At 62.0% G+C, this 12,710-nt stretch carries 10 protein-coding genes; 4 read left to right on the forward strand and 6 right to left on the reverse strand.

Features of this window, described 5'->3' with window-relative positions:
- Positions 1-162 precede the first annotated feature (162 nt).
- The 4 genes from ahpC to secA all read right to left on the reverse strand — a co-directional run bounded on the left by ahpC (position 163) and on the right by secA (position 6,182).
- Positions 163-726 carry an alkyl hydroperoxide reductase subunit C gene (gene ahpC / locus EA795_RS15875; RefSeq protein WP_014853783.1) on the reverse strand — a complete coding sequence of 188 codons (564 nt, stop codon included), beginning with the start codon at positions 724-726 and terminating at the stop codon, positions 163-165.
- A 174-nt stretch (positions 727-900) separates the two neighbouring features.
- Positions 901-1,851, reverse strand: coding sequence for a Nudix family hydrolase (locus EA795_RS15880; protein WP_122078330.1), 951 nt, complete (start codon positions 1,849-1,851; stop codon positions 901-903).
- A 60-nt stretch (positions 1,852-1,911) separates the two neighbouring features.
- Complete coding sequence (gene argJ / locus EA795_RS15885; protein ID WP_122078332.1) at positions 1,912-3,129, reverse strand: bifunctional glutamate N-acetyltransferase/amino-acid acetyltransferase ArgJ; 1,218 nt, start codon at positions 3,127-3,129, stop codon at positions 1,912-1,914.
- A 314-nt stretch (positions 3,130-3,443) separates the two neighbouring features.
- Positions 3,444-6,182 carry a preprotein translocase subunit SecA gene (secA, locus tag EA795_RS15890; protein ID WP_122078334.1) on the reverse strand — a complete coding sequence of 913 codons (2,739 nt, stop codon included), beginning with the start codon at positions 6,180-6,182 and terminating at the stop codon, positions 3,444-3,446.
- A 276-nt stretch (positions 6,183-6,458) separates the two neighbouring features.
- Here secA and EA795_RS15895 point away from each other — a divergent pair, with 276 nt between their 5' ends.
- The 4 genes from EA795_RS15895 to EA795_RS15910 all read left to right on the forward strand — a co-directional run bounded on the left by EA795_RS15895 (position 6,459) and on the right by EA795_RS15910 (position 8,186).
- Entirely contained in the window at positions 6,459-6,923 is a 465-nt protein-coding gene (locus EA795_RS15895) for a DUF721 domain-containing protein (protein ID WP_058074223.1), read from the forward strand.
- A 77-nt stretch (positions 6,924-7,000) separates the two neighbouring features.
- A complete protein-coding gene (locus EA795_RS15900) occupies positions 7,001-7,465 on the forward strand; it encodes a multidrug transporter (protein ID WP_122078336.1) in 465 nt (154 codons plus the stop codon).
- 101 nt (positions 7,466-7,566) lie between these two features.
- The gene (locus tag EA795_RS15905; RefSeq protein WP_014853789.1) at positions 7,567-7,833 is read left to right on the forward strand and encodes a YebG family protein; all 267 of its coding nucleotides are present in this window, start codon (positions 7,567-7,569) and stop codon (positions 7,831-7,833) included.
- 86 nt (positions 7,834-7,919) lie between these two features.
- Entirely contained in the window at positions 7,920-8,186 is a 267-nt protein-coding gene (locus tag EA795_RS15910; RefSeq protein WP_014853790.1) for a DUF3509 domain-containing protein, read from the forward strand.
- Between the two features lie 131 nt (positions 8,187-8,317).
- On the opposite strand, the gene EA795_RS15915 is transcribed toward EA795_RS15910, so the two are convergent.
- Positions 8,318-10,939, reverse strand: a complete 2,622-nt coding sequence (locus EA795_RS15915; protein ID WP_014853791.1) for a LuxR C-terminal-related transcriptional regulator — start codon at positions 10,937-10,939, stop codon at positions 8,318-8,320.
- 309 nt (positions 10,940-11,248) lie between these two features.
- Complete coding sequence (locus tag EA795_RS15920) at positions 11,249-12,610, reverse strand: DUF1329 domain-containing protein (RefSeq protein ID WP_014853792.1); 1,362 nt, start codon at positions 12,608-12,610, stop codon at positions 11,249-11,251.
- Positions 12,611-12,710: the final 100 nt, after the last annotated feature.

Genomic DNA, 12,710 nt, shown 5'->3' on the forward strand with positions numbered 1-12,710 from the left:
CAGGTAGGCCTTCAACTGGGTCTTGAGATTGCTATCCAACATGAGCGGCGGTACCTCACTTGCGAATTTCAGGTAATAAAACGCCCGGACGGTTCGCGTCCAGGCGTTAGGCTGGAGGGGCTGAAGCGCCCCCCAGCATGCAAGGCAAATGGGCGAAAGATCTTAGATCTTGCCGACCAGGTCCAGCGAAGGAGCCAGGGTCTTCTCGCCTTCTTTCCACTTGGCCGGGCAGACTTCGCCCGGGTGAGCGGCGGTGTACTGGGCAGCTTTCAGCTTGCGCAGGGTTTCGCCGACGTCACGCGCGATTTCGTTGGAGTGGATTTCCAGGGTCTTGATGACGCCTTCCGGGTTGATGATGAAGGTGCCACGCAGAGCCAGACCTTCCTCAGCAATGTGCACGCCGAACGCGTTGGTCAGCTGATGAGTCGGGTCGCCGATCAGCGGGAACTGCGCCTTGCCAACGGCAGGGGAAGTCTCGTGCCACACTTTGTGCGAGAAGTGGGTATCGGTGGTGACGATGTACACCTCAGTACCGGCCTTCTGGAATTCGGCATAGCTGTTGGCAGCGTCTTCGATCTCGGTCGGGCAGTTGAAGGTGAAGGCCGCCGGCATGAAGATCAGCACCGACCACTTGCCCTTCAGGGACTCTTCGGTGACTTCGATGAACTTGCCGTTGTGGAAAGCGTTGACTTTGAACGGTTGGACTTGGGTGTTGATCAGAGACATCTGCTAACTCCTTTAGGGGTTCAGAAATTTAACGAGGCCTACGATAGCGCAGTCAGCTGCATATCGTTAATTGATTAAGGGAATAACGAAGATAGACTTTATCTATCCATGCGGACCGCGATCCGTATGTGAGCAGAAATACTCGGCACCGGCAAATGATGACCTGCAATCCGCTCAGGGGTTCAGCGGCGGCCAGAATGCCCGAACGGCTGCAACGCCCTGACCGCCCGCACGCAGAGCTGGCGACAAATCATCTTCGCCGAGCCCGCCCAACAGATAGGCCGGCTGGTTGAAGCCTAGCAGCAACTCGCTCGCCTGCGACCAGCCCAGCGGCGATGCTTCGGGATGGGACGAAGTCGCCTGCACCGGCGACAAGGTAACGAAGTCCACCCCCAATCCATCCGCGAGCGCCAGCTCCTCGGCATCGTGACAAGAGGCTGCCAACCAGCGTTCCGGCGGCAACGGACGGGCCTTTCCGGCATATTCACGCAGTTGCCGAGCCGTCAGGTGCCAGCCGGCATCGGGAAATTCGCCGAGCAGCTCGGCCGGCCCCTTGAGCATCAGCTGCGCCTGTCCCGCTGCCAAGGCCAACGCATCGGCAGTAAGCGTGCGATAAGCCGTTAGCGGCATACCAGGCGCTCGCAGCTGAACGAGACGAACGCCACGCGCCAATGCCCGTTCGATTCCGCACAGCAATTGCGGCGTATCGAGCCCTTCTGGCGTGATCAGATAGCGATCCGGCAACTGCGCCGCGCTGATGATCGGGCGATTCGCTGCCGGAAACTCGAAACCATCCAGTTCGCTCGCCGTCACCCAGGCCAGCGGCTGGCCCTCGGCGCCATGGGCCTCACCCCGAAACGCCAGCACCTGCCAGACATCCAGCAGTACCTGTTTGTCCGGGTAATCGTGACGAACCTGGATCAGCGGCTGAGCTCGGGTCACCTCGATACCCAGCTCTTCGAGCAGCTCTCGCGCCAGGGCCGCCTGGACTGATTCCCCCGCCTCGACCTTGCCGCCTGGAAACTCCCAGAGCCCGCCCTGGTGTTTGTCCAGCGGACGCCTCGCAATCAGGATACGGCCGTCCGCGGAACGGATGACCGCGGCGGCGACGTGGATTCGTTTCATGTGCGTCCTAAGTGGAAAAACCGACGGAGCATCCGACCAAGACGCTCCAGATCGCTCGTCTCAGGTCCGGTATTCGGCGTTGATCTTCACGTATTCGTGCGAGAGATCGGTAGTCCAGATGGTCTCGCTGCAGCTGCCACGCCCCAGTTCGATGCGGATGGTGATTTCCTCACGGGCCATCACCGCCGCCCCCTGCTCCTCGGTGTAGCTGGGCGAACGGCCACCGCGGCTGGCGATGCAGACCTCGCCGAGGAAGACGTCGATCAGGCTCACATCCAGGTTCGGCACGCCGGCATAGCCGACGGCGGCAAGGATGCGTCCCCAGTTGGGATCGGAGGCGAACAGTGCGGTCTTGATCAATGGCGAATGGGCGACGGCGTAGCCGACGTCCAGGCATTCCTGGTGGTTGCCGCCGCCGTTGACCTGCACGGTAACGAACTTGGTTGCACCCTCGCCATCACGAACGATGGCCTGGGCCACTTCCATGAACACCTCGAACACCGCCTGCTTCAGCTTGGCGAACAGCTCGCCAGCGGCCTCGGTGATCTCAGGCAGGTTCACCTGGCCGGTGGCGATCAGCATGCAGCAGTCGTTGGTGGAGGTGTCGCCGTCGATGGTGATGCGGTTGAATGACTTGTTCGCCGCGTCGCGTACCAGGTCCTGCAATACGCTGCGCGTCACCTTGGCGTCGGTCGCGATGTAACCGAGCATGGTTGCCATGTTCGGCCGGATCATGCCGGCGCCCTTGGAGATGCCGGTCACGGTGACGGTCACGCCGTCGTGCTGGAACTGGCGGCTGGCGCCCTTGGGCAGGGTGTCGGTGGTCATGATGCCGGTGGCGGCTTCGGCCCAGTGGTTTTCGTCCAGATCGGCCAGTGCCGCCTGTAGCGCACCTTCGATCTTCTCGACCGGCAGCGGCTCACCGATCACACCGGTGGAAAACGGCAACACGGCCTGCTCTTCGGCGCCGGTCAACGCAGCCAGAGCGGCACAGGTGCGACGGGCATTAGCCAGGCCGTCGGCGCCGGTGCCGGCGTTGGCATTGCCGGTGTTGGTCAGCAGATAACGCACCTCGCCCTGCATCCGCTCGCGGGTGACGAGCACCGGTGCCGCGCAGAAGGCGTTGGTGGTGGTGACACCGGCCACGCGCGAGCCTTCGGCACAGCGCATCACCACGACATCCTTGCGGCCGGGTCGCTTGATACCCGCCGAAGCGATGCCGAGTTCGAAACCGGGAACCGGGTGCAGCACAGGTAAAGGACCAAGACCGACAGCCATGGATGCGCTCCTTAGAAGTTGACGGCCCATCGGCCGCGACGAAAACGGGAAGAAAAAACGCCGCGAGCGGCGGTATCGCTGTTCTGTTCGACAGGCAGTAGACATGCCAACGAGCGGTACGCACTTGCCCGGAGAGAACACGCGCAATGATCTGGCTGGCCTGATCACCCTCTCCCCTGGCCCCTCTCCCGTCAAGGGAGAGGGAAGTATGTGCCGGGATTCGATCACTTTGAGATCCAGGCAAGCGTTCCCCCTCTCCCCTCGCGGGAGAGGGTCGGGGAGAGGGGGCAGTTCAGACAGTTCTCAAAAACCGCTTACGGAACCTGCCCGTGGCAATGCTTGTACTTCTTGCCGGAACCGCAGGGGCATGGCTCGTTGCGGCCGATCTTCGGCTCGGTGCGTACCGGTGCCATCGCAGGCGCCGCGGCACCTTCGGCTTCCGGCTCGGCCTTGGGCTCGTCCAGCGCCGAAACCTCGGCGTGCTGGAACTGCATGCGCTGCGCCAGCTCCTCGGCCTCGCGGCGCAGGCGAGCCTCTTCCTCGACCGGGTCTTCGCGACGCACCTGGACGTGGGACAGCACACGAATGGCGTCGCGCTTGATGGATTCGAGCAGATCCTGAAAGAGGGCGAAGGACTCGCGCTTGTATTCCTGCTTGGGGTTCTTCTGGGCGTAGCCACGCAGATGGATGCCGTGACGCAGATGATCCATGGTCGACAGGTGGTCCTTCCACAGGTCGTCCAGCACCCGCAGTACGATCTGCTTCTCGAAGCTGCGCAGCGCCTCGGCGCCGGCCATCTCCTCCTTCTCCCTGTAGGCATCGGTCAGCATCTGCAGGATGCGTTCGCGCAGGGTTTCCTCATAGAGTTTGTCGTCTTCGTCGAGCCACTGCTGCACCGGCAACTTCGCTCCGAAATCGCTGTACAGCACGGCTTCGAGGCCCGCGATGTCCCACTGTTCCGGCAGCGACTGCGGCGGAATGTGCTGGTTGATCGCCTGCTCGAGCGCTTCGCGACGGAACTCGGCGATAGTCTCGCCAATCTCGTCGGCTGCCAGCAGGCTGTTGCGCATGTGGTAGATGACCTTGCGCTGCTCGTTGGCGACGTCGTCGTATTCGAGCAGTTGCTTGCGCATGTCGAAGTTTCGTCCTTCGACCTTGCGTTGGGCTTTCTCGATGGCGTTGGTGACCATGCGATGCTCGATGGCCTCGCCGGATTCCATGCCCAGCGCCTTCATGAAGTTCTTCACCCGATCGGAAGCGAAGATGCGCATGAGGCTGTCTTCCAGCGACAGGTAGAAGCGGCTGGAGCCGGCATCGCCCTGACGACCGGCACGGCCACGCAGCTGGTTGTCGATGCGGCGCGATTCATGACGCTCGGAAGCGATCACATGCAATCCGCCCGCCTCGAGAACCGCCTGATGGCGCTTCTGCCAATCAGCCTTGACCTGCGCGATCTGCTCCTCGGTGGGATTCTCCATCGCCGCGACTTCGACTTCCCAGTTGCCGCCCAGCAGGATGTCGGTACCACGGCCGGCCATGTTGGTGGCGATGGTGACGGCACCCGGGCGACCGGCCTGGGCGATGATCTCGGCTTCCTTGTCGTGGTGCTTGGCGTTGAGCACCTTGTGCTCGATGCCTTCCTTCTCCAGCAGGCGCGAGACGTATTCGGAGCTTTCGATGGTCGCCGTGCCCACCAGGACCGGGCGACCGTTGTTCTGACAATCCTTGATGTCGGCGATGATCGCCGCGTACTTCTCTTCCTGGGTCAGGTAGACCAGGTCGTTGTAGTCCTTGCGCGCCAGCGGCTTGTTGGTCGGGATGACCATCACCGGCAGGTTGTAGATCTGCATGAACTCGAAGGCTTCGGTGTCGGCGGTGCCGGTCATTCCCGAGAGCTTCTTGTACAGGCGGAAGTAGTTCTGGAAGGTGGTCGAGGCCAGCGTCTGGCTTTCGGGCTGGATCGGCAGCCCCTCCTTCGCCTCGATGGCCTGGTGCAGGCCTTCGGACAGGCGACGCCCGGGCATGGTGCGGCCGGTGTGCTCGTCGATCAGCAGCACCTGGTTGTTCTGCACGATGTATTCGACGTTGCGATGGAACAGCTTGTGCGCACGCAGGCTGGAGTAGACGTGGGTCAACAGCCCCAGATTATGCGCCGAATAGAGGGTTTCGCCTTCGGCGAGCAGGCCGGCCTGGGTCAGCATTTCCTCGACGAACTGGTGGCCCTGCTCGTTGAGCTCGACCTGACGGGTCTTCTCGTCGATGCTGAAATGCCCCTCCTGGGTGACGACGCCCTCTTCTTCCTCGATGTGCTGCTTGAGCGTCGGGATCAGCTGGTTGATCTGCTGATAGAGCTTGGAGCTGTCCTCGGCCTGGCCGGAGATGATCAGCGGGGTACGTGCCTCGTCGATGAGAATCGAGTCCACTTCATCGATCACGGCGAAATTCAGTTCGCGCTGGTTTTTGTCTTCGAGGCTGAACGCCATGTTGTCGCGCAGGTAGTCGAAGCCGAATTCGTTGTTGGTGCCGTAGGTGATGTCGGCGGCGTAGGCGGCGCGCTTTTCTTCCGGCGGCTGGAACGGCGTGACGATACCGACCGAGAGGCCGAGGAACTCGTACAGCGGGCGCATCCAGTTGGCGTCGCGGCGGGCCAGGTAGTCATTCACCGTGACCACGTGCACGCCCTTGCCGGCGAGTGCGTTGAGGTAAACCGCCAGGGTCGCCACCAGGGTCTTGCCCTCACCGGTGCGCATTTCGGCGATCTTGCCTTCGTGCAGCGTCATGCCGCCGATCAGCTGTACGTCGAAGTGACGCATACCCATCACGCGCTTGCCGGCTTCACGGCAGACCGCGAAAGCCTCTGGAAGAATCTGGTCGAGTGTTTCGCCTTTGGCGAGGCGGGCCTTGAACTCTTCGGTCTTGTTTCGCAATTGCTCATCGGACAGCGACAGCATCTGCTCTTCGAGTGCATTGACGGCCTGGACCGCCTTGAGCATGCGCTTGACCTCACGCTCATTCTTGCTTCCAAAGAGTTTCTTCATTAAAGGCGCAAACATATAGACAGAATCTTCCATGCTGGGGATGGAGGCAGCACTGCGAACCACCACGGTCGCGTGCAAAGAGGGGCATTCTACTCGGAAAAGCCCCCGAGGAAAGGTGCCTGCCACGCAGCCTTATCACGAAGGATTCGCAAATCGAAATGACCTGCTGGTCAGCACGGCGTCCAGGATTTCGGCTTTATTACGGAGGCGCAACGGTGATCGCTGACCGTCTCCGGGTTGCCATCGCCCTTCTGCTACCATGTCGGCTTCGACACCCAGGCAGGTTTTCTCATGTCCCTACGCCCGCTACCGGCCCGAGCGCCCGCCGCCCTGCTGCGCGAAGCCAAGCCGTTGCGAGCGCTGTTCGGCGAAGCCAGACGCCTCGACCGTCTTCAGCAAAAGGTCGAAAGCCAGCTGCAACCAGCCGCGCGCGAGCACTGCCACGTGGCGTCCTGGAAAGACGGGCACCTGCTGCTGATCGTGACGGATGGCCACTGGGCCACGCGCCTTCGCTATCAGGAACGCCGCCTGCTGCGCCAGCTACAGGCGATGGAGGAATTCACCGGCCTGACCAGAATCCTCCTGCGGGTTCAACCCCCAGCCCCGCCCAGGCACCAGGTCGGACCGGCGCCGGAGTTGTCGAGCCGCGCGGCCGACAACATCCAGGAAACGGCACGTGGCATCAACGATCCCAAGCTGCGGGCTGCGCTGGAGCGCCTGGCCAGCCATGCCAGGCCCGACGTCAGCGACAATTGAGCTCAATCGCGAGAGCGCATGTAGCATGCAGGACTCGTCCTACTGGAGAACCCAATGAACAACTCCGGCATTTATCCATGCTGATTGGCGCATTGCTGATCGCTACCTGGGTCATCCTTCTGGTCCGCTACCCACTGCGCGCCCTGCCCATTTCGCTCGGCGCGGTGCTGGGGCTGGGGCTGGTCGCGGGCTGGGTGCTCTGGCAGGAGCAACGCGAACGAAGCCTGCTCGCCCAGCTCGAATTGCGCCTCAGCCATGCCCCGGAGCACTGCCCGGCCTCCCAGCCGCTGCATGTGGTGCTGCGTAACCAGAGTCCGCAACCGTTGCAGAACCTGCAATGGGAGATCGCCGCCTACGCGCCGGGCGCTCAGGTCAACCTGGTGGAGGTTCGCCACGACTCGCCGCGCTATGAGGGCCCGGGCGACCTGCAGCCCGGCGCACAGTGGGAGGCCTGCATGCCGCTGCCTTCGCTTCGCCCGGGTTATCGCGCCAGCACCCTGAGGTTCAGCGCCGAGCGGCTGCAAGGTCGATTCGCCGACTGATTCACGCAGCGCTGACACGTCATGACTGTTCATCGGCGGCGCAACGGCATATGCTGTATAAAAAACCAGTAATCAATCTGCCAATTGAGCCGAGGTGGTAAATGGCCGTCGAAGTGGTATACCGCAGCAGCCGGGACCTGGAGCGTTTGTTCATGGATAAAGCCGAAGCCGATCGTCACGACAAAATGCTCGAGCTGGCCGAAGCGCTGGCCGCGACCCTGCAGAAGGTGTCGCCTGAACTGACCGAGCGCCAGGCGGACGATATCGGCATCTTCATGGCTCGCCATCGTGAGCTGTTCGCCAAGGCCTTCAAGAACAACCCGGAGGTGCTGGCCGAGCTGCCAGAGAGCATTGAAACCGGCACCTGATGCGGCTGTTTGCCGCTTTCTTGTCCTCGAAACTAGTTAACGTATCGACGGGTCAACTGGGGGCGGCCAATTCCAGAGGTGACGGCATGAAGAGCCCGTTCAAGAAAATCAGCGACGTGTTTCAACCAAACTACAGTGTGAATTTCAGTATCCAGAAGCCCGACGGCAGCATTCTCCTGACCTTGACGGATACCGCAGGGGTCGCGGTGAAGCGCTTCATCAGCAGCGCCCAGTGGCGCGATCAGCAGCAACTGGAACGCCTGATCACCAGCCTGCAACTCAGCCTGGCGATCGAACGCGGCGAACTCTCCGATGTTCGACAGCTGACGCAAATGCAGGCAATGCTGCGCTAACCGTTCTCAGGACAACCCCTCCCGCCCCCGCTCCAGCGTCATAACAACAATAACGCCATCGCCCACGATGCCCCGACAGGACTGGCAGCGCTTTCGGCTGCGTCTGCGAAGTCCGCCGGAGGAGCACGACCTCAGAACCAGCCGAGGGCCTTTGCCCGTGCCACCGCCTGTGTGCGTCGTGCCACGCCCAGTTTGGTATTGATGCGCCGCGCATGGGTCTTGACCGTATGCAGCGAGATGAACAGCTGTTCGGCGATCTCCTGATTCGAGCAACCCTGGGCAATCAGCCGCAGTACCGTCAACTCGCGATTGCTCAGCACGGCCTCGTCACTCGCGCTTGGCGAATCGTCCGAATCACGCTGGAATTGCAGCAGTCGCTCACCCAGGCTTTCGCCCTTGGAGATTGGAAGAATCTTCGCCAACCATTGAGGCTGACGCTGTTGCAGCTCGAGAAGTGGCTTGGTCAACTGCTGACGAGCCGCCTCGACGAGTGCCTTGCGCAACTCCTGTTCCGCTTCAGCATGTCGCCCGCACTGCTGCAAGGCTTCGGCCAGGGTGAAGCGGCATTCGCAGGCCAGGCCCAGCCGCTGCGTACGCAGGTTCTGCTCGATCAGCGCCTGCAACGCGCCAACCGCCTGGGCCGCCCGCCCCGCCAGCAGATCCACCACGGCGAGGTAGCGCTGCACGCGCGGAAGCAATTCGTAGAAACCGGAAGGCGCCAGGTACGCCTGGTCTTCATAGGATTCGAGCACATCGACCAACGCCGCACGCGCCTTCTTCAGCTTTCCCTGGTGCAGCCAGGTCAGCGCGGTGATCAGCGACAGAATGCCGCGGAACCGCGCCTCGGGCACATGTCGCCACTGGGTGAGCCGTTCCGCCTCCCGTAGCCAATGGTAGGCCGCGGGAAACTCCTGGTTGCGAGCGGCCAGCTCCGCCAGCCCCACATAACCGAAGAATACATAGGAATCGCCACAGGTTTCTGTCTCTATCCGGCCCTGTTGATAGGCTTCCCGGGCCGCCTCATCGAGCCCCTGATAAGCCAGCAGGTGTCCCTGCAGCAGTTTCAATCGCCCGATGATCGGGCTGTGCCGCACGCTGTCGCGCAGGGCTCGCAGGCTTTCCTCGAGCACGCCGATTGCGCGCTCGAACTCACCGGTGATCTCCAGCAACTGAACACGATCGACGCTGAGCATCGTCTCGTACAACAGGCTGCCTTTCAGGCGGGCCAACTTCATGCCTTCGGCGTTGTAATGCAGCGCCAGCTCCAGCTCGCTCTCGGCCATCGCCTGCTGTGACAGGACCTGATAACACAGCACCCGCTGCGCCCAGGCATGATCGGACAGCACCTCGAGTGCTTGCAGGCAGTGGTCACGCGCTTCCGGCTCGCCCCGCAAGCGCGCCACGAACCCGCGCAGCGCTTGCCATTGCGCCAACAGCTGCGCCTGGCGACGGGCATCGGGTTGCGGAAAGAACTTGGCGAGGTCGGCCAGGCATTCGTCCACCTCGTCCAGCCGGGCACAGATGACCAGTGCCCAACTGTGCAAGACAATCAGCCGCGTGGTACTGGCGAACAGGTCCTGGGGTAGCTCGCTACGCCACTTCAGGAAGAGCGACACGTTGTCGCCGATCAGCAGTTGTTCCTGACCGTAACGCTGCAGGTAATTGGCCGCCACTTCCGGCTGGCCCGCCCAGAGCGCATGCTCCACCGCCTCGCGCATTTCACCGCGGCTGGCGAACCATTGGCATGCGCGCAGATGCGTCTGGGTAGACGCCACGGCCCCGGGCATGCGCTGCAGCATCAGCGCCAGCGGTCGCCACAAGCGAAACCACTCGCCGCAGTTGTCGATCTGGCGCGCGAACAGCTGGAAGGTTTTCAGCGTCTCGAGGATTTCGCTACCGACGCCGTCCAGTATGTGATCGCACAGCTGCGCCGAGAAACGCGGCACCCGGGACAAGGCGAAGAGTGCATGACGGATCTCCTCGCTCTGCCCCTCGAGCACTTCGCGCTGCACGTAGTCGCGCAACAGCTGCGTGCCGGCAACGAGTCGCTCGCGCAATGCCTGCTCGTCAGCATTGAGCAACATCAGGCAGACCCCCGCCAGCCAGCCTTCGGTGCCAGCCAGCAATTGCTGGAAGCTGTCATCGGCGAGCTCCAGGCCATGCAGCTCGAGCAACTGCCGAAGCTCGTCGCCGGTCAAGGCCAGAGAGGTGGCCTCCAGCTCGAACAGGTCGCCCTGTAGCAACAGGCGAGGCAACTTCCAGGCCGGTTGGCGCCGACTGCTCACCCACCACCCGAGCGACTCGGGGCTCAGCTCCAGCAGCATATCGAGGCAGGCGTCCAACTCGGGAGTGACCTCACGCGGATAGTCATCCAGCATGATCCATAGCGGCTGTTCGCAGGCCTTCAACAGCGCGATCAGATGTTCGTGAATATCTCCACCAGCCGAGGGCACGACCGCTAGCGAAGCGCACAGCCTGGTATAGAGCTCCTCCGGTGAGCAGGCGCGCCCGCCCAGATCCAGCCAGACCAGGCGCGTGCCATCCGGCAGCTGTCGCGCGCACTCATTCATCAACACGCTCTTGCCGAAACCGGCTGGCGCGCAGATCAGACGCAGTCGGCAATCGGCTTCGAGCAAGGCATCGGTCAGGCGCGGTCGAAGAACATGCACCGGCGGCAGACGTGGAAGGGTCGTTACCGAGAGCCGGGTGGGCGCTTCTGCGCTGATTGCCTCAGGGTTGAAGCGTACGGACATGGTGACGTTTCTCTTGTTCGTATCAGTCCATTGAGCACAGTAAGCGAATCAACGGCGCTCGGCCCTGACCCTCGCCGCCAAGCCCGCCATGCTGGATACGCTGCACTGCGGGTACAACGCTGCCTGATCAGCGCCGCTTTGTCGACACCTTGACTCTCTCAGGCCGAGATGACGAGTGGCTAATTGCTACCCCGCCATATCAACAGACGCCGTCCTGCGTACCCCTCTCCCCTTGAATTCGGGCTTTCTGCAAGCCAATAAAAAAGGCGGCCAACCGGCCGCCTCATTCACAAGCTGAAGGTCAAGCGATCAACGAACCCCGGCGTTACGCAGCGCGGCTGGCGTGAAATCACGTGCCGATGCCTTGTAACCAAATTCGTGGGGTTTCTCCTCGTTGCTCATGCCATTGACGATGTAACGCCCGGAGATGACATCGTAGAGGGCTTCGAAGGCGTAGCTGGGAACCTGGTGCTGGTAGTACTGCACCATGTGCGCCTCGCCGACGCGCCAGAGTTGGCCACGACCGTCGTACAGCTCGGACTCGACGATGCTCCAGCTGTCTTCATCGACATAGAAGCGACGCTTGCCATAAATGTTGCGCTCACCGGATTTGAGGTTGGCCTCGATTTCCCAGACCCGATGCAGCTCGTAGCGAGCCAGGTCCTGATTCACGTGGCCCGCCTTGATGACGTCGCTGTACTTGATGTCGCTGGAGCTGATCTCGTAGCTGTTGTAGGGAATGTACAGCTCTTTCTTGCCCACAAGGGTCCAGTCGTAACGATCCGGGGCGCCACTGAACATGTCGAAGTTGTCGGTGGTGCGCATGCCGTCGGACGCGGTGCCCGGGCCATCGTAGGCCACCTGCGGTGCGCGGCGTACGCGACGCTGACCGGCGTTATAGATCCACGCCTGGCGCGGCTCCTTGACCTGGTCGAGCGAGTCGTGCACCAGCAGCACGTTGCCGGCCAGGCGGGATGGCGCGGTTACGCGTTGCTTGAAGAACAGCAGGATGTTCTTGGCGCGTTCGGGATCGAGGTCAGGCATGAAACTGGGATAGGCGGCCTCATCCTCGAAATGCACCAGGTTGTAGCTGCCATCGGTTTGCGGAGTAGCCTGGACGATATTTCGGCGGCTGTTCTGGCCCCGATAGCGGGTGATGTGGTTCCAGATCACTTCCAGCCCATTCTGGGGAATCGGGAAGGCGTAGTAACGACTGTCGGTGAAATTGGCCAGGCCGTTGCCACCAGCCACGAGTTCGGTTTTCTGCGCGCTGGTCTTGGCCGCCTGGTACATCTGGTCAGGCAAGGCCGAGGTGCGATGGGTCGGGAAAACCCGGATCTTGTAGGTTTCCGGATAGCGCTTGAACATCGCCAGCTGCCCAGCGGTCAGCTTGTCCTTGTACTCTTCCGCATTCTGCGCGGTGATGATGAACTTGGGCTGCTCATCCTTGAAGGGATTGGTGAGGTGACCGTTCTTCAACGGCGCCGCATCGGTCGCGAGCCCACCGGTCCACGCGGGGATGGTGCCGTCGGCGTTGCCGGCCTTTTCCGCGCCCAGCGGCGTCAGCGAAGTGCCGAGCTTGGCCGCTTCTTCAGGCGATACAGCGGCCATCACACTGCTTGCCAGCAGGGAGAGGGCCAAGACACTGAATAGTTTTCTTGTTGTTTTCATACGATTCCAGTTCCTCTTGATCTTGTTTGGCCGGAGGCCTTGCGTATCCCTTTCGCCTGCCAAGGCCCATGCAGGCCTCGGCAGGAACATCCACAGGCCT

The organism is Stutzerimonas nitrititolerans, assembly GCF_003696285.1.
Classification (GTDB): domain Bacteria; phylum Pseudomonadota; class Gammaproteobacteria; order Pseudomonadales; family Pseudomonadaceae; genus Stutzerimonas; species Stutzerimonas nitrititolerans.